We start from the raw sequence: 17,244 nt of genomic DNA, 5'->3' as shown, positions 1-17,244 counted from the left end.
GGATGCGCTCCTTCAGTGGTCGGACGGCACGGCGGCGGCCCGCGGGATGACGACGGCGTCGACGGCGCACGCCCCGTCGCCCCGGGCACCGACGATCAGGGGGTTGATGTCGAGCTCGGCGATCTCGTCGCCGAGTTCCAGGGCGAGCTCGGCCAGGGCCTGGGCCGCTGCGACGACCGCTTCCTGGTCGCGCGCCGGCGCTCCGCGGAAGGGGCCGAGGAGGCGGGCCGAGCGGAGCCGGCTCAGCGCGTCGGTCACGTCCTCGGGCGAGACCGGCGGGAGGCGCAGCTGCACGTCCTCGAGCACCTCCGTCCAGGTGCCACCCAGCCCGAGGACCAGCACCGGTCCGAAGGCCTCGTCGCGCTTGATCCCGAGGAGCATCTCCAGGCCGGGGGCCACCATCGGCTGCACCAGCAGGCGGGCGCCCTCGGCCACCTCGCGCGGCAGCCGGGCGAGCATGTCCTTCGCGGCGACGCTCACCTCGTCGGCGGACGAGAGCCCCAGGAGCACCCCGCCGAGCTCGCTCTTGTGCGCGACGTCGTCGGCGAGCAGCTTGACCGCGACCGGGAAGCCCAGCCAGGCCGCCTCCGCGGCGGCGTGGTCGGGGTCCTGGGCGACGGCTTCCTGCACGACCGGCACGCCGTAGAGGCCCAGCAGCTTCTTGGCCCGGAACTCGTCCAGCACGCCGAGACCCGCCTGCCGCGCCTCCGCCAGGAGGGCCCGGGCCTGCGCGCGGCGCCCCGTGTCGACCGGCGGAGCGGCGGCCGGCGGCCGGCCGGCGGCCCGGTGGGCCGCCATCAGCCCGGACAGCGCCTGGAGCGCCCGCCCGGGATCGGTGTACGCGGGGACGCCGCGGGAGGTCAGCTCCACGACAGGGCGGCCGCTGCCGCCGACCCAGACCACGACGAGCGGCTTGTCCATGGACCGGTGGGCCTCGTCGAGCACCTCGATGAGCGGGTCCTCCTCCTTGTCCAGGTTCCCGATGAGGACCATGGCGACGTCCGTGCCCGGGTGCTCGCCCATGAGCGCAAGCACCTCGCGCAGCGCCTCGGAGCTGCCCCCGGTGCCGGCCATGTCGATGGGGTTCCGGGCGGAGAGGTACTCGGGCAGCGCGCCGGCCAGCTTCTGCTGCCACTCCCCCTCCCAGGTGGCCATGCTGATGCCCAGGTCCGTGCAGTGGTCGGCGACGAGCACCCCGCCGCCGCCCGACGTGGTGGTCACCGACAGCCGGTTGCCGGCGGGCGGCCGCGCCAGGTCGACCATCTGGGCCCAGTCGGCCAGCGCCTCGACTCCCCAGATCCGGGTGACGCCGTACTGCTCGAACACACCGGTGTAGACCGCGTCCGTCCCCGCCAGGGCCCCGGTGTGCGAGGCGATCGCCTCGACACCCAGCGGTGAGCGCCCCACCTTGAGGAACGCCAGGGGCTTGCCGACCTCCTGGGCGTGCCGCAGCGCACCGGCGAAGGCCTCGCCGTCCCGGATGCCCTCGATGTAGCCGGCGACGCCGGTGACCTTCGGGTCGTCCAGGAGGGCGTGCATCATCTCGGGGAAGCTGATGTCCATCTCGTTGCCCGTGCTGATCAGGGAACCGAGGCCCACCCGGCGGGTCTGGGACATGTTGAAGACGAACGCGCCCATCGCGCCGCTCTGGGTGAGGAAGGCGATCCCGCCGTCGCGCAGGTCGAACCGGTCCTGGTCCATGCCCGTGTTGATCGTGGCGGCCAGCCTGGAGCGGACGCTGACCAGGCCGACGCAGTTCGGGCCGAGCACGCGGGTGGACGACCCCCGCAGGACGGCCTCGAGCTCCCGCTGGCGCTGCGCGCCCTCGGCGTTCAGCTCCGCGAAGCCGGAGGAGATCATGATCACGGCGGGCACCTCTGCGGCCACGCACGACTCGAGCGCGGCGACCGAGTGCTCGGCCGGGGTGACTATGACGGCGAGGTCGACCGGGCGGCCCACCGCGGTGAGGTCCGGGTAGGCCTGCTTGCCCTGCACCGTGGGGCGGCGCGGGTTGATCGGGTGGACCTCGCCCTCGTAGCCGTACTTGTCGAGGTAGCGCAGGGTCCGGCCGCCGGTCTTCTGCCCGTCGTCGGAGGCTCCGATGATGGCGACGCTGCGCGGCTGCATGAACGCTTCGTAGGAGGCGGAGTTCATGGGGTGGCAGATTCCTCTGCGAGGTCGAGGACGTGCTTGCCCAGCGACGTCCGAGCGGCGAGTGCGGCGTGGGCGACGGAAGCCTCGGCGAGCGGCATGACGGTCAGCTCGAGGGGTGCCACGGCGCCTCTGGAGACGAGGTCGAACAGTGCTGCGGCGCGTTCCTGGAAGTCCGCGAACGTGCCGGTGTAGTAGCTCAGCCGCGAGTAGGTGAGGCTGAGACAGCCGTTCGCGAGCCGGGCAGGGTCCAACGGTGGGAAAGGCCCGCCCGACCGGCCGTACACGATCAGTCGGCCCCGGACGGCGAGGGAGTCCAGGTCGCCGGCGAAGGTCGGTCCCCCGACGGCGTCGAACACCACGTCGACCCCCCGGCCGTCGGTCTGCTCGCGCACCCACGGGGCGAAGCCGCCCTCCGGGTACGTGCCGGCCGCGGAGGCCCCGGCCCGCAGCGCAGCGGCGACCTTCTCCTCCGTGGAAGCCAGCCCGAGGACCCGGGCGCCGGCGTGCCGGGCCACCTGGACGATCAGCGATCCGGTACCTCCCGCCGCGGAGTGGACGAGCACGGTCTGGCCGGGCGAGATCCGTGCCTCGACGGCCACCAGGGACAGGGCGGTGAGGCCCTGGAGCATGACGGCGGCGGCCGTGCGCATGTCGACGTCGTCAGGGACGCGGGCGACCTTCCTCGCCGGGAGGACCGCCTCCTCCCCGTAGGTGCCGTCGTCGTGCATGGCGAAGGCGACCCGGTCCCCCGGCGACAGGTGGGTCACGGCGGCCCCGCAGGCGAGCACCGTCCCGGCGCCCTCCCGACCGGGCACGAACGGGAGCGGCCGCTCGTAGGCGCCGGACCGGTGGTGCAGGTCCAGGAAGTTCACGCCGGCGTAGGCGACCCGGACGTGGACGTCGTCCTCCCCCATCGGCCGCAGGTCGGCCGTGCCGACCCGCAGGACCTCGGGCCCGCCGAACTCCTTCACCAGGACCGCGCGCATGGGACCACCTCTCGACGACGGGGCTTCCGTGGGTCGGGCATCAGTAGGTGGTCCGGCCGCCGCTGATGTCGAAGACCGAGCCGGTCGTGAAGCTGACCCGCGGCGACGTCGCGAAGCGCACGAGCTCGGCCACCTCGGAGGGCTGGCCGGCCCGGCCCATCGGGATCTTGGAGAGCAGGTACTCGTGATGGGACGGCGTGACCTGCTCGACGATCCGGGTCTCGATGACCCCGGGGGTCACGACGTTGACCAGGACGCCGGTCTTGGCCAGCTCCTTGCCCCCCGACTTGGTCAGGCCGATCACGGCGGCCTTGGCCGCGGAGTAGGCCGAGGAGTTCGGGTTGCCCTCCTTGCCGGCGACGCTGGCGATGTTCACGACCCGGCCGTAGCCCCGCTCGATCATGTGCGGGAGGACCTCGCGCATGAAGTAGAAGGTCCCGTGAACGTGCACCTGGAACATGTCGTGCCAGTAGTCGACCGGGGTCTCCCACATCGGGCGGGCCGGCCCGGTCGTGCCCGCGTTGTTCACGAGGACGTCGATGCGGCCGTGCTGCTTCATCACCGACTTGACGCAGGTGGCGACGGCCTCGAAGTCACGGATGTCCACGACCGCACCCTCGATGCGCCCCGCGACATCGTCGCCCCACTCACGGGCGCGCCTGGTGAGCTCGTCGAGTGCTTCCTGGTTGCGGTCGACGCACACGACCCGGGCGCCGTCCTCGGCCAGCACCTTGGCGATGGCGGAGCCGATCCCGCCGGCCCCTCCGGTGACGATGGCCACCTGTCCCTCGAGCGTCATGCGCCTTCCTCTCGTTCGGCGGCCGCGTCGGTGACGGCCGTTCGCGTACGTGGGCGGGTGAGGCCCGGGTGGCCGGTCATCGCGACACCAGGGGCGTGGTCAGGTGGTCGCCGTGGATCAGCGGCAGCACCGACGCGCCGCGCAGCTGCGGGCCGTGGGTGTGCAGGTGGCATGCCGCGTAGCCGCCGCCGTCGATGGGGTACTGGGGTGGCGCCTCCTCGGCGCAGACCTCCATGGCAAAGGGGCACCGGGTGCGGAACCGGCACCCGCTGGGGGGCGTCAGCGGACTGGGCTGGTCGCCGCCGAGGACGATCCGGTCCCGCGTGCGCTGACGGTCGGGGTCCGGAATCGGGATCGCCGAGTTCAGCGCGGCGGTGTACGGATGGGCCGGGGCGTCGTAGACCCGGGCACTCGGCCCGGTCTCCACCAGCTGCCCCAGGTACATGACCGCGGTGCGGGCGCTCACCAGGCGGACGACCGCCAGGTCGTGGGCGATGAACAGGAACGACGTCCGCGACTGCTCCTGGATGCCCAGGAGCAGGTTGACGATCTGACTCTGCGTGGAGACGTCGAGCGCGCTGACCGGCTCGTCGCAGACGACCAGCTCGGGGTCCAGTATCATCGCCCGCGCGATCGCGATGCGCTGCCGCTGACCGCCGGAGAACTCGTTGGGGTACCGGGAGGTGTAGCGGCGGCTCAGCTTCACCGTGTCCAGGGCCTCGTCGACGCGCGCGCGGCGCTCGGCTTTCGACAGCGACGTGTGCACCTTCAGGGGCTCGTCGAGCTGCTGCCCGATCGTCATCGACGGGTCCAGGGACGAGTACGGGTCCTGGAACACGATCTGCATCCGCTTGCGCAGCGGGCGGAGCTGCCGGGAACGCAGGCCGGTCACCTCGGTGTCACCGAGGTAGACCCGCCCGGAGGTGGGCTCGGCCAACCGCAGCACCGCCATGCCCGTCGTGGATTTGCCGCTGCCCGACTCGCCCACCAGGCCGAGGGTCTCCCCCTCGTCGACGTGGAACGAGACGCCGTCGACAGCGTGGAGCTTCCGGCCGCGACCCACGTCGAAGGTGACCTCGAGGTCCTCGACCCGGAGCTTGGGCACGCGTGACTCGGATGTCGTCGTCACTGGGCTGTCACTCCCTCGATCGGTGCCGGCTCCGCCTGCGCGGCGGACGGGTCGCGGAGCTCCTCGGCCCGGACACAGCGCACGAGGCCCCTGTCGAGCAGCCGCAGCTGGATCGGGTCGGTCGTGCAGCGTCCAGGCTGGGCGTGCGCGCATCGGGGGTGGAACCTGCAGCCGGACGGCAGTCGATGGGGCTGTGGCACGACGCCGGGGATGCCGACCAGCGGCGTGTTGTTCTCCAGGGCCGACTGCGGCATGGCCGCGAGCAGGCCGGCGGTGTACGGGTGCTGGGGGCGGCGGAACAGCTCGCGCACCGGCGCCTGCTCCACGACCTGCGACGCGTACATGACGACGACGTCGTCGGCGATGTCCGCGACCACCCCCAGGTCGTGGGTGATGAACAGGACCCCCATGTCCTGCTCGCGCTGCAGGGTCTTGAGCAGTTCGAGGGTCCGCGCCTGGATGGTCACGTCCAGCGCCGTGGTGGGCTCGTCGGCGATGAGCAGCTTCGGGTCACACGCCAAGGCCAGGGCGATCATCACCCGCTGGCGCATGCCGCCGGAGAAGTGGTGCGGATAGTCCTTCGCCCGCTGGGCGGCCGAGGCGATGCCAACGCGGTCGAGCATCTCGACGGCCCGGGCCCAGGCATGCCGGCGGCTGGCCTTGCGGTGCCGGCGCACCACCTCGGCGATCTGGTCCCCCACGGTGAACGCCGGGTTCAGGCTGGACATGGGCTCCTGGAAGATGAAGCCGATGTCGCGCCCGCGGACGGTGTTGAGCGACTTCTCTGCCCGTCCGACGAGCTCCTCGCCGGCGAACCGGACCGACCCGGCGGAGATCCGTCCGCCGCGGGACTGCACCAGACCGACCAGCGACAGCGCGGTGACGCTCTTGCCGGAGCCCGACTCACCGACGATGCAGAGCACGCGGTTGGCGTCGAGGGTGAACGAGACCCGGTCGACGACCGTGATCAGCCCGTCGGGGGTAGGGAACTGGACCGTGAGGTCCTCGACCTGGAGCAGGGGGGCCTGCTTGGATGCGGTGGTCACGGGAGTGGTCTCCGTCCTCACTGGTCCCGCCGCTCGCGGCCGAGGGAGTCGCGGAAGGCGTCGCCGAGCAGGTTGAAGGCGAGAACTGCGACCGAGATGGTCACGCCGGCGACGATCACCGTCGTCGGGGTGCGGCTCATGTACGGGAACGCGCGGCCGAGGATCGAGCCCCAGCTCGCCGTGGGGGGCTGCACACCGAGCCCGAGGAAGCTCAGGCCCGCCTCGGAGAGGATCGCCAGACCGAGCATGATCGTCGTCTGCACGACCAGCGGGGACAGGATGTTCGGCAGAACGTGCCGGCCGATGATCCGGGGCGCTCCGCAGCCGGTCGCCTTGGCGCTGAGGACGTAGACCTCCTCGCGCACCGAGAGGGCGCTGCCGCGGACCACCCGCATGATCCGTGGGGCATAGACGATGCCGATCGCCAACATCGCGTTGGTCAGGCTCGGGCCGAGCAGACCTACGATCACGACGGCGAGGATCAGGGCCGGGAAGCTCATCAACGCGTCGTTGAACCGCATGATCACGTTGTCGATCCAGCCGCCGAAGTAGCCGCTGATCAGGCCGAGCGGAAGTCCGATCAGCAGCGCGACGCCGGTAGCCAGCGCGGCCGCGAGGAGCGACACCCGACTGGCGTGGATGAGCCGGCTCAGGACGTCGCGCCCCAGGTCGTCGGTCCCGAACCAGTACTCCCCGCTCGGGCCCTCCAGCGCTCGCGACAGTTCGCCCTGGTTGGGCTCGTGCGGCGAGATCCACGGCGCGAACACCGCGACGAGGATCAGGAACACCAGGACGCCCAGGGCGATGACGCCGACCTTGTTGCGCCGGAACCGGCGGAGGAAGGTGCTCGCGTTCGCCGGCGCCTCCACCTCGTCCGGGAGGGTTCCGGTCGGCTGGAGGACCTCGGCCTGCAGCTCGGGGCGTGAGGTCATGCTGCGCGCACCTTCGGGTCGAGGTAGCCGTAGGAGAGGTCGACGAGCAGGTTGACCACCAGGACGATCACGGCCGTCACGAGCGCGATGCCCAGGAGCATGGGCAGATCGCGGTGGAAGACGGCACGCACGGCGAGCGTGCCGATTCCGTTCATCGCGAAGATCTGTTCGACGATGACCGTGCCGGCCAGCAGCCGGCGCACCTGCAGTCCCAGCACGGTCACGACCGGCAGCGCGGCGTTCTTCAGGCCGTGCTTGCCGATGACCGACGCCGTCGACAGGCCCTTCGCGCGGGCCGTCTGGATGTAGTCCCGCTGGAGGACGTCCCGCATCGAGGCCCGGACGTGCCTGGTGACCTCGGCCGCGACCCCGACGCCGAGGGTGAGCGCGGGGAGGACCAGCCGGTTCGCCCACTCGACGGGGTCGTCGGCGAACGGCACGTAGCCCGTCGCCGGGAACCAGCCCAGCGTCAGCGAGAAGACCAGGATCAGGATGAGCCCGACGAAGAACTCCGGCGAGGCCATGCCCACAGAGGTGTTGAAGATGGTGAACCGGTCGAGCCAGCTGCCCGACTTCACCGCCGCAAAGATGCCGGCGGGGATGGCGATGACCAGGCCGATGACCAGAGCCCCCAGGGTCAGGGACATCGAGACGGGCAACCGCGAGACGATCGTCTCCAGCACCGGCACGCCGCTGGTGAAAGACTCCCCCAGGTCTCCAGTGACCACGTTGCCGACGTAGTCGGCGAACCGCTGAGGCAGGGGCTGGTCCAGGCCGAGGGACTCCCGGGCGGCGGCGATGGCCTCGGGCGAGGCATCGGCGCCTGCGACGACCACCGCTGGGTCACCGGGCGTCAGTTCCAGCATCAGGAAAGTCAGCAGCGCGACGATGGCGAGCACCGGCAGCGTGTAGAGAACCCGTTTTGCAACGAAGCGCAAGAAGCCCACGTGTCCTCCTCAGGAGGTCCGGGAACGGATTTCGAGTGGCCGGCTGGTGGGGCGGTGACCAGGGGCCGCCGCCCCACCACTCGGTGGCGCGCGCGCCGGGGTGCGTTGCACGGATCAGGCAGCGCAGTCCTGGCTGATCGTCACGTCGTTCATCCGGTCGTCACCGGCCGGCAGGTACGGCGTGAGGTTCTGGACGCAGCCCGGCGAGTAGGCGAACACGTTCGACCGGATCATGATCGGGAAGGTCGCGGCCTGCTCGATCACCTCGCGGTTGAGCTCGCGGATGACCTCGAGCCGCTCCGGGTTGTCCGGCGTGAGCGCCGAGGCCTGCTCCACCAGTTCGTCGATCCGCGGGCTGGCGACCCCGCCCGGGGTGTACGTCCCCTGCGAGCTGGTGACCTCCTGGAAGGTCTGCAGCGGGTCGGGGCGACCACCCCAGCGGGCCATCATGACCTCGCCGTGGAGGTCGTTGGGGTCCCGGTAGAAGACGCCGGCCTGCGAGATGTCGACCACCTCGAAGGTCAGCCGGATGTCGACCTCGGCCAGCATCTGCTGGAGTGCCTCGGCCAGCTGCCGGTACTCGGTGTTGTTCAGCAGAACGAAATCGATGTCGACGCCGCCCGACTTTCCCGCTTCGGCCAGCAGCTCACGGGCCTTGTCGGGGTCGTACGGGTAGGCCTCGTCGAGCTCCTCGATCCAGACCGGGTGTCCCTCGGGGAACAGCTGCTGGGCGGGCGCGCCACTACCGAACGTCAGGGCGTCCACCAGACTCTGCCGGTCGATCGCGTGCATGATCGCCTGGCGCACGCGCAGGTCACCGATGTCCGGTCCGGCCAGGTTGGTGTAGATGTTCCAGAGGCTCAGCTGCTGGTTGATCTGGACGTCGAGGCCGGCGCCCTCCGCCTCAGGGATCTGACTCGCGTCGAGGATCGCGAGGTTGGCCTCGCCGGAGCGGACGGCGTTGAGGCGCGCCTGCCCGTCGGTTACGTAGTGGTTCTCGAACCTGGCCGGTCGACCTTCCGTCCCGCCCCAGTAGTCCTCGTAGCGGACCATCTTGGTGACGACGTTGGACTCGAAGGACTCCAGCGCATACGGGCCGGCGCCGATAGCCTCGAGGTTGACGCCGTAGGCGCCGGGCGTGAGCGCCTCGGGGCTGATCATCATGCCGCCGTTGGCAGACAGCCAGTACTCCATCTGGCCGGAGGGCTCGGACAGCTGGATGACGACGGTGCGCTCGTCGGTCGCCTCGTAGGAGGCCATGAGGTCCAGCGTGTTCTGCATGGTGGCGCCGATGGGCTCGGTCAACCCCTTCGACCGGTCGAAGTTGGCGACCACGGCCGCAGCATCGACCGGCGTCCCGTCGTGGAACGTGGCCCCCTCGCGCAGGGTCATCGTGAACTGGGTGAGGTCGTCGTTGTACGCCCACTCCTCGGCCAGGCCGGGGATCGGCTCACCCTCGTCGGTCAGGTGGATCAACCGGTCGTAGATCGCCAGCAGCGACTCGTAGGAGAGGCTGCTGTTGTTCTGCGGGTGCGCAGGATCCAACGTCTCGTTGCCCGAGGCGTCGAAGAAGATCAGCTCGGCTTCTGGGTTCGCCGCCACGGCGTCCCCGGCGCTGTCTCCCCCTTCGTCCCCACCGCCGCTTCCGCCGCAGGCGGTGACCGCCATAGCGGCAGCGAGCAGGGTTACCCCGAACTTGGACCTGAGGCGCACGTCCGACTCCTTCGACGGCTGGCCGTGCCCGACCGACCGGTCGGGTGAGGGCACTCTGTCGGGTGGATCACAGACATGTCAAGGGTTCCAATCGAGCGCATGAGGCCCATAACAGCAGGTAGTCAGGCCAGATAGAGAGCACCTATGGCTCGTCCGACGCCTCAGTCGGGCGCTCGGGCACTGATCCAGGTGCTCACCCCGGGGGTGGCCCGACTGGACGGTCGGGCGTGCAGGCGGGACCATGGCACGTAGAGACGCAGGCATCCGCCTTTGCATCACATCCCGGAGAAAGGTCGGCGGAGATCGTGACTGTGCCTGAGTCCCCACTGATCGGGACCGCTACCGACAACCCCCCCGTCAAGGGAGGGCGTCGGGAGGAGCTCATCGTGCTCGCGGCTTCACTCTTCGAAGCCGAGGGTTATCACCAGACCTCGATGGAGCGGCTGGCGGAGCGCGCCGGCCTAGCCAAACCGTCGCTCTACCACTACTTCAAGTCCAAGGAAGAAATCCTCTTCGAAATCCACCTGAGCTTCATCCAGCCGTTGATCCAACGCCAGATCCGGCGGATGGAGTTGGGCCTGCGCCCTAGTCAGGTGCTGCTCGAGGCCGTCGTGGACCACATGGAGGTCTTGGCGGAGAAGCCCGGAACTCTGCGCATGTTCTTCGAGCACCATCGGGAACTAGGGCCCGATCGGCGCGCCCAGATGCGGGAGAACCGCATCCGCTACCGGCGACTTATCGAGGACACGATCACCGCAGGCGTCGCCGCTGGGGAATTGCGTCCGGTAGACCCCAGGCTGACGGCGTTCGCCCTGTTCGGAATGGTTAACTGGGCGTACAAGTGGTTTCACGTGAATGGCGAACTCAGCCCGCGCGAGACGGCGTACTTCCTCTGGGACCTCTTCATGCGCGGGGTGCAGCACGACGGGACGGAAGCTGCCGGCCCGCCTCCCCCGCTGCCGTCGTCTGAGCCGCTCCCAGAACTGAGCGAGCAGTGGCCCTGAGTGCCGGCCAGGCCGGTGCGTCGGGGCGGTTCGCCGTCAGGCGATGAGCTGGTCGATCGCCTTGTAGACCCGCTGCTCGGAGACCGGGCGGGGGGTGCCGATCCCCTGGGCGAACAGCCCCACCCGCAGCTCCTCGATCATCCAGCGGACGCGCATCACCGGGTCGTCGGGGGCCCCGGTAGCGGGCACCTGGGCCCGCAGCTGCTCGTACTCCGCCGTGACCGCCGCGACCTGGCGCATCCAGAGCTCGTCGCGCGCCGCGTTCGCCGGCAGCTTCTCCAGCCGGTAGGCCATCGCCCGCAGGTAGCGGACGACGTCGGGCAGCCGGCGGCGTCCGGTCGTGGCCACGAACCCGCGGTGCAGCAGGCCGGTCATCTGGCGACGCAGGTCGGCCACGGCCGCCTCGGGCACCCGGCGCGCCGGCGCGGCACCGATCGCGACCGCCACCTCCCGGGCCTGGGTGAGCACGTCCTCGACCTTCTGCACCGCGTCGACGGTCAATCGGTGCAGCTCCGCCTTCGCTGTCGCCACCAGGGCGGTGAACGCCGCCTCGTCCCGCGGGGGCCCGCCGGCCGCCGCGATGAGCTCGTCGGCTGCGGCGTCGACGCAGTCGGCGACGAGGTCGGGGATCTCGCCGTCGGGGTTGAACTGCAGCGCCAGCCGTGACCGGGGGGACAGCGACTTCACCACGGCCTTGACCGGTGAGCCGGCGACGAGGACCAGCAGCCGCCGTGCGCCTCGTCGGCTCAGCCGCTCGGCCTCCGCCTGGGTGGGCAGGACGCGGACGCCGACGGTCGCGCCCTCGTCGACCAGGGCGGGGAACGCCGTGACCAGGTGTGCCCCCCGCCGCACATCGACGGTGCGCGGAAGGGTGCCGATGTCCCACGACGTCAGACCCGTGCGCTCCAGGTCCGAGGCGGCCCGCGCCAGGCTCGCCCGCGCCTTCGGCGCCACCTGCGCACGCAGCGCGGCCAGGTCCTTGCCCGTCGCCAGGGGCCGCCGCTGGTCGTCGAGCACCCGGAAGGTCGCCCGCAGGTGGTCGGGCACCTGGTCGGGGGCCCAGGCGTCGGGCGGGATGGTCACCGCGGTCGCCCGGCGCAGCTCACGCTCCAGCGCCGGGAGCAACGGCTCGCCGGGGTCGATGTTCGGCAGCACCTCGCGCACCCGGTCCGGGATCGGCACCAGGCCGCGGCGCAGCTGCTTGGGCAGCGTCCGCAGCAACGCGGTCACCAGCTCCTCGCGCAGCCCCGGCACGGTGAAGGCCAGCGACTCCCCGGACGTCTGCGCCGCGACCCCGTCGAGAACGGCGAGGGGGACGTCGACGGTGACCCCGTCCTCGGCCGCCCCCGGCGCGAAGGCGTAGGTCAGCGGCAGGGTCAGCCCCTGCGAGAGGTGCACCTCGTCGGGATAGTCCTCGGCGCGCACCTGTCCCGCGGCGGCAGCGTTGGTGAGCATCTCCGCCGTGAACGTCAGCAGGTCCGGCCGGTCCCGCCGGGCTGCCTTCCACCAGCGGTCGAAGTGCCGGGTGGAGACGACGTCGGCGGGGATGCGCGCGTCGTAGAGCTCGAACAGCGTCTCCTCGTCGACGCGGATGTCCCGCCGCCGGGCGCGTTCCTCCAGCGCGGCGACCTGTTGGATGGCCCGCTGGTTGTCGGCCCAGAAGCGGTGGTGGGTCGTCCACTCCCCCTCGACGAGCGCGTGCCGGATGAAGAGCTCCCGCGAGACCACCGGGTCGATCGAGCCGTACTGCACCCGCCGGCCGACCACCAGGGGCAGCCCGTAGAGGGTGACGCGCTCGGTGGCGACCACCGAACCGCGCGTGGCGTCCCAGCGCGGTTCGGAGTACTGCCGCTTGACCAGGTGCGCGGCGAGCTTCTCGACCGTCTCCGGGTCGATGCGAGCGACCGTGCGGGCGAAGAGCCGGCTGGTCTCGACGAGCTCGGCGGCCACGACCCAGCGCGGCGGCTTCTTCGCCAGCGGGGTGCCGGGCGCGATCACGAACCTGGTGTTGCGCGTGCCCAGGTACTCGCGACTCCCCCGCCGATCCGCCCCGGAGCGGCCATTGTGGCCACTCTGGCCCTTCGGGGTCTCCATCTGCATGCCGACGTGGGACAGCAGCCCCGCGAGCAGCGCCGCATGGATGCCGCGCTCGTCGGGCTCGGTCGCCGGCTCACCGACCGTCATGCCCAGCCGGCGGGCGGTGCCACGGAGCTGGCCGTGCAGGTCCTGCCATTCCCGGATGCGCAGGTAGTGCAGGAACTCGCGCTTGACGGTGCGACGGAACTGGTTGCCGCTCAGCGTCTCCTGCTGCTCGCCCAGATAGCGCCACAGGTTGAGCAGGGCGAGGAAGTCGGAGTTCTCGTCGGCGAACCGGGCGTGCAACTGGTCGGCGGCCTGCTGGTGCTCGCTCGGCCGCTCGCGGGGGTCCTGGATCGTCAGGCCGGCCGCGATGACGAGCACCTCGTCCAGCACGCCGAGCTTGTCGGCCTCGACCACCATGCGGGCCATGCGCGGGTCCAGCGGCAGCGCAGCCAGGGCGCGGCCGGTGGCGGTGAGCTTCCCGTGCTGGTCCAGGGCGTGCAGCTCCTCGAGCAGCGCCAGACCGTCGGCGACCGCCCGCCGGTCCGGCGGGTCGACGAACGGGAAGTCGGCGACGTCACCCAGGTCGAGAGCCGCCATCTGCAGCAGCACGGACGCCAGGTTGGTGCGCAGGATCTCGGGGTCGGTGAACTCCGGCCGGGCCTCGAAATCGGCCTCGGTGTAGAGCCGGACGGCGATGCCCGGGCCCAGCCGGCCGCAGCGCCCCGATCGCTGACGGGCCGAGGCCTGACTGACCGGTTCGATGGGCAGCCGCTGCACCTTCGTGCGATGGCTGTACCGGGAGATCCGAGCGGTCCCGGGATCGATCACGTAGCGGATGCCGGGAACGGTCAGGGATGTCTCGGCGACGTTCGTGGCCAGGACGACGCGCCGTCCGGTGTGCGGCGCGAAGACCTTGTGCTGGTCGGCCGCCGAGAGCCGCGAGTAGAGCGGGACGATCTCCGTACGGGGCAGGCCGCGTTCGGCCAGGGCGTCCTGGGTGTCCCGGATCTCCCGCTCCCCCGCCAGGAAGACCAGGATGTCGCCCGGGCCCTCGGCGACGAGCTCGTCGACGGCGTCGACGATCGCGCTCACCTGGTCGCGGTCCGGGTCGGCATCCGGATCGTCCGGGTCCACCACCGGGCGGTAGCGGACCTCGACCGGGTACGTCCGCCCGCTGACCTCGACGACCGGCGCGCCGCTGAAGTGGGCCGCCACCCGTTCGACGTCGATGGTCGCCGACGTGATCACGAGCTTGAGGTCCGGCCGCTTCGGCAGCAGCTGGGCGAGGTAGCCCAGCAGGAAGTCGATGTTGAGGCTCCGCTCGTGTGCCTCGTCGAGGATGATCGTGTCGTACTGCCGCAGCAGCCGGTCCTGCGCGATCTCGGCCAGCAGCACGCCGTCGGTCATGAGCTTGACCAGGGTGCTGTCGGAGACGTGGTCGGCGAAGCGCATCTTGAAGCCCACGACCTCGCCCAGCGGGGACTCGAGCTCCTCGGCGATCCGCTCGGCCACGCTGCGCGCGGCGATCCGGCGGGGCTGGGTGTGCCCGATGCGACCGCGGACCCCACGACCGAGCTCCAGGGCGATCTTGGGCAGCTGCGTCGTCTTGCCGGAGCCGGTCTCGCCGGCGACGACCACCACCTGGTGGTCCCGCAGCGCGGCGGCGATGTCGTCCCGTCGCTGACTGACCGGCAGCTCGTCGGGGAACCGGATCGCCGGCACGGCGGCCGAGCGGCGAGCCATCCGTTCCTCCGCGGCGGCGACGTCCGCAGCGATGCGCTCCCGCTGCCGCGCACGGGCCTGCGCGTCTCGCGTGCGGCGCAGACCGTCCAGACGACGGCGCAGCCGGTGCTCGTCGAGGATCGTGAGCGCCGACAGCCGTTCCCGCAGGTCGTCGGTCGGGGCACTCACGGACGAACTCTCGTTCTCTCGGCGGTCGGGGGCACTCCAGGATCGCACTCCGCCGTTCGTGGACCGGTCGGCTGGCGTCCGGATCACACCCCGTGTCGGGCGCAACTTGTTGCTTGCCTCGTGCAACCGGTTGTACAGTGCAAGTCATTCCCGATCCCCGGAGGTGCGGCGGCGATGAACGAGACGCCGAACGACCGGCTCGCCCAGGTGCGCACCCTGTCGGAGCAGCTTCCGCAATTCATCCGCCTGATCCAGACGGTGAAGACCCAGATGGCCCGGACCGACGCCCGCGACCGCGCCGCGCTGGTGCTGCTGTACCCCCTGGTGCGGCTGGGCCCCCTGCGCCAGGGCGCACTGGCCGAACTGGTGCACGCCGACCCCTCCACGGTCAGCCGGCATGTCGCCGCCCTCGTGGAGGAAGGGCTGGTCCGCCGCGTCGCGGACGAGACCGACGGCCGCGCCAGCCGACTGGTGGTCACCGACGCCGGTCACTCCGTCCTGGAGAGCCTGCGGCGGGAGCGCGAGGCCCACCTCGCGCGGGTCACCGCCGGCTGGGACGACGCCGACCTCGCCACGCTGACCACCCTCTTCGGCCGCCTGCTCGACGACATCGCAGCCACCCTGCCCGGCACCCCCGAGGCGCCCGCCACCCCCGGCGCCGCCCTCGTCCCCCCAGCGAGAGAGATCCGATGAGCCAGTCCACCCGTACCAGCGCGGCGGGCCGCCGGGACGCCCGCGCGGCCGCCGCGGCGCCGGACGCCAGCGGCGGTTTCACGCACCGCCAGATCGTCACGATCCTCGTCGGCCTCATGGTGGCGATGTTCCTGGCGGCGCTGGACCAGACCGTCGTCGCGACGGCGATCCGGATCATCGCCGACGACCTGCAGGGCTACGACCTGCAGGCATGGGCGACGACGGCCTTCCTGATCACCTCGACAATCGCCACCCCGCTCTACGGAAAGCTCTCCGACATCTACGGCCGGCGACCGTTCTACCTGTTCGCCATCGCCGTCTTCGTCCTCGGCTCGGCGCTCTGCGGGATCGCCGACACCATGTACCAGCTGGCCGCGTTCCGGGCGCTGCAGGGCATCGGCGCGGGTGGCCTGATGTCCCTGGCGCTGGCGATCATCGGCGACATCGTCCCGCCGCGGGAGCGCTCCCGGTACCAGGGCTACTTCATGGCCGTCTTCGGCACGTCGAGCGTGCTCGGCCCGGTCATCGGCGGGTTCCTCGCCGGCCAGGAGTCGATCCTGGGTCTGGACGGGTGGCGGTGGATCTTCTGGATCAACGTGCCGCTGGGCGCGCTGGCGTTCGTCGCCGTCTCCCGAGTGCTGCACCTGCCGCACGAGCGCCGGGACCACCGCATCGACTGGCCGGGCGCCCTGGCGCTGATCACGTTCCTGGTGCCGCTGCTGATCGTCGCCGAGCAGGGCCGCATCTGGGGCTGGGACTCCGGCCGCGCCCTGACCTGCTACGCCATCGGCGCCATCGGCTTCGTGCTGTTCATCCTCGCCGAGCGGGCGTACCGCGACGAGGCACTGCTGCCGCTGCGGCTGTTCCGGAACCGCAGCTTCACCGTCAGCGGCATCGGCAGCATCGTCATGGGCGCCGGCATGTTCGGCGGCCTGCTCCTGCTGCCCCAGTACCTGCAGATCGTCAAGGGCTCGAGCGCCACGGTCGCCGGCCTCCAGATGATCCCGCTCGTCGCCGGGATCATGGTCGGCGCGATGGGCTCCGGCATCGCGATCTCGAAGACCGGCAAGTACAAGGTCTTCCCGCTGGTCGGCATCGCGCTGATGGTCACCGCGCTGGCCTCGATGTCGTTCATCGTCGGCGCCGACACCTCGGTCTGGGCCCTGGTGCCGTTCATGGTGCTGCTGGGCCTCGGCCTCGGCTTCAACTTCCAGCCGGTGATCCTCGCCGTCCAGAACGCCGTCTCCCCCCGCGAAATGGGCGTGGCCACCTCGTCGGTGACCTTCTTCCGGCAGATGGGCGGCACGATCGGGACGGCAGCGTTCCTGTCGATCCTGTTCACCCGCCTGCCGCAGGACATCGGGAACGCCGTCCAGGACACCGTGCGGGCCGATCCGGGCCTCGCCCCGCAGTTCGACCAGCTCGGCGGCGCGGCGCCCGACCTGTCCGACACCTCGTTCATCCAGGAGCTGCCGGCCCAGCTGGCCCTGCCGTTCAAGGTCGGCTTCGCCGACACGATCGACCTGGTGTTCCTCATCGCGGCGGGCGTCGTGGCGATCGGGTTCTTCGTGTTCCTGTTCCTGCCACAGCTGGCGCTGAGCACCAAGTCCGGCATCCAGGCGCGACAGGAGGCCGACGGGACGGCGACGAGTGAGCCCGGCAGCGCAGCGGACATGGCGGGCCGGCAGGCGGCCGGCGCGATCGTCGCCGCGGCGCCGACCTCGGCGCCGCCGACAGCTGCGCCCAGCACCACCGACGGCACGCGGAGCGGGGGCGCCACCCCCCGCGCCTGACCCCGCACGGATCCGGAGGCCCCTCCCCGCACCCGCGGGTCGGGGCCTCCGGCAT

The 17,244-nt window shown here is 71.2% G+C and carries 12 protein-coding genes; 3 read left to right on the top strand and 9 right to left on the bottom strand.

Features of this window, described 5'->3' with window-relative positions; genetic code table 11:
• Nucleotides 1-12 precede the first annotated feature (12 nt).
• The 8 genes from CHB94_RS15415 to CHB94_RS15380 all read right to left on the bottom strand — a co-directional run bounded on the left by CHB94_RS15415 (nucleotide 13) and on the right by CHB94_RS15380 (nucleotide 9,706).
• Entirely contained in the window at nucleotides 13-2,154 is a 2,142-nt protein-coding gene (locus CHB94_RS15415; RefSeq protein ID WP_089337453.1) for an acetate--CoA ligase family protein, read from the bottom strand.
• On the bottom strand, nucleotides 2,151-3,140 hold the full coding sequence (locus CHB94_RS15410) for a zinc-binding dehydrogenase (protein ID WP_089337452.1): 990 nt from the start codon (nucleotides 3,138-3,140) through the stop codon (nucleotides 2,151-2,153). The genes CHB94_RS15415 and CHB94_RS15410 overlap by 4 nt, the downstream gene beginning before the upstream one ends.
• Before the next feature lie 40 nt (nucleotides 3,141-3,180).
• Nucleotides 3,181-3,939 carry an SDR family NAD(P)-dependent oxidoreductase gene (locus CHB94_RS15405; protein ID WP_089337451.1) on the bottom strand — a complete coding sequence of 253 codons (759 nt, stop codon included), beginning with the start codon at nucleotides 3,937-3,939 and terminating at the stop codon, nucleotides 3,181-3,183.
• 76 nt (nucleotides 3,940-4,015) lie between these two features.
• Nucleotides 4,016-5,068 carry an ABC transporter ATP-binding protein gene (locus CHB94_RS15400; RefSeq protein ID WP_176445587.1) on the bottom strand — a complete coding sequence of 351 codons (1,053 nt, stop codon included), beginning with the start codon at nucleotides 5,066-5,068 and terminating at the stop codon, nucleotides 4,016-4,018.
• Nucleotides 5,065-6,114, bottom strand: a complete 1,050-nt coding sequence (locus CHB94_RS15395) for an ABC transporter ATP-binding protein (protein WP_089337449.1) — start codon at nucleotides 6,112-6,114, stop codon at nucleotides 5,065-5,067. Before CHB94_RS15395 ends, CHB94_RS15400 begins: the two co-directional genes overlap by 4 nt.
• A gap of 17 nt (nucleotides 6,115-6,131) precedes the next feature.
• On the bottom strand, nucleotides 6,132-7,046 hold the full coding sequence (locus CHB94_RS15390) for an ABC transporter permease (RefSeq protein WP_089337448.1): 915 nt from the start codon (nucleotides 7,044-7,046) through the stop codon (nucleotides 6,132-6,134).
• A complete protein-coding gene (locus CHB94_RS15385) occupies nucleotides 7,043-7,993 on the bottom strand; it encodes an ABC transporter permease (protein ID WP_089337447.1) in 951 nt (316 codons plus the stop codon). The genes CHB94_RS15390 and CHB94_RS15385 overlap by 4 nt, the downstream gene beginning before the upstream one ends.
• A 114-nt stretch (nucleotides 7,994-8,107) precedes the next feature.
• Nucleotides 8,108-9,706: an ABC transporter substrate-binding protein gene (locus tag CHB94_RS15380; protein WP_141137516.1), complete on the bottom strand. Its 1,599-nt coding sequence runs from the start codon at nucleotides 9,704-9,706 to the stop codon at nucleotides 8,108-8,110.
• A 386-nt stretch (nucleotides 9,707-10,092) separates the two neighbouring features.
• Here CHB94_RS15380 and CHB94_RS15375 point away from each other — a divergent pair, with 386 nt between their 5' ends.
• A complete protein-coding gene (locus CHB94_RS15375; protein ID WP_176445586.1) occupies nucleotides 10,093-10,710 on the top strand; it encodes a TetR/AcrR family transcriptional regulator in 618 nt (205 codons plus the stop codon).
• A gap of 36 nt (nucleotides 10,711-10,746) precedes the next feature.
• Here CHB94_RS15375 and hrpA read toward each other — a convergent pair whose 3' ends face one another.
• Nucleotides 10,747-14,703, bottom strand: a complete 3,957-nt coding sequence (gene hrpA, locus CHB94_RS15370) for an ATP-dependent RNA helicase HrpA (RefSeq protein ID WP_089337444.1) — start codon at nucleotides 14,701-14,703, stop codon at nucleotides 10,747-10,749.
• A gap of 174 nt (nucleotides 14,704-14,877) precedes the next feature.
• Here hrpA and CHB94_RS15365 point away from each other — a divergent pair, with 174 nt between their 5' ends.
• Entirely contained in the window at nucleotides 14,878-15,396 is a 519-nt protein-coding gene (locus CHB94_RS15365; protein WP_089337443.1) for a MarR family winged helix-turn-helix transcriptional regulator, read from the top strand.
• A complete protein-coding gene (locus CHB94_RS15360; protein WP_089337442.1) occupies nucleotides 15,393-17,189 on the top strand; it encodes an MDR family MFS transporter in 1,797 nt (598 codons plus the stop codon). The genes CHB94_RS15365 and CHB94_RS15360 overlap by 4 nt, the downstream gene beginning before the upstream one ends.
• The last annotated feature ends 55 nt before the right edge of the window (nucleotides 17,190-17,244 follow it).

Source organism: Blastococcus mobilis (genome assembly GCF_900188025.1).
In the GTDB taxonomy this organism is placed as follows: Bacteria; Actinomycetota; Actinomycetes; order Mycobacteriales; family Geodermatophilaceae; genus Blastococcus_B; species Blastococcus_B mobilis.
The sequence above is the reverse complement of the archived record's forward strand: the minus strand, read 5'-3'. Positions and strand labels throughout refer to the sequence as shown.

Coding starts and splice junctions, on each gene's coding strand:
- CHB94_RS15415 (WP_089337453.1), bottom strand. CDS start 2,154: ATGAACTCCGCCTCCTACGAAGCGTTCATGCAGCCGCGCAGCGTCGCC.
- CHB94_RS15410 (WP_089337452.1), bottom strand. CDS start 3,140: ATGCGCGCGGTCCTGGTGAAGGAGTTCGGCGGGCCCGAGGTCCTGCGG.
- CHB94_RS15405 (WP_089337451.1), bottom strand. CDS start 3,939: ATGACGCTCGAGGGACAGGTGGCCATCGTCACCGGAGGGGCCGGCGGG.
- CHB94_RS15390 (WP_089337448.1), bottom strand. CDS start 7,046: ATGACCTCACGCCCCGAGCTGCAGGCCGAGGTCCTCCAGCCGACCGGA.
- CHB94_RS15365 (WP_089337443.1), top strand. CDS start 14,878: ATGAACGAGACGCCGAACGACCGGCTCGCCCAGGTGCGCACCCTGTCG.
- CHB94_RS15360 (WP_089337442.1), top strand. CDS start 15,393: ATGAGCCAGTCCACCCGTACCAGCGCGGCGGGCCGCCGGGACGCCCGC.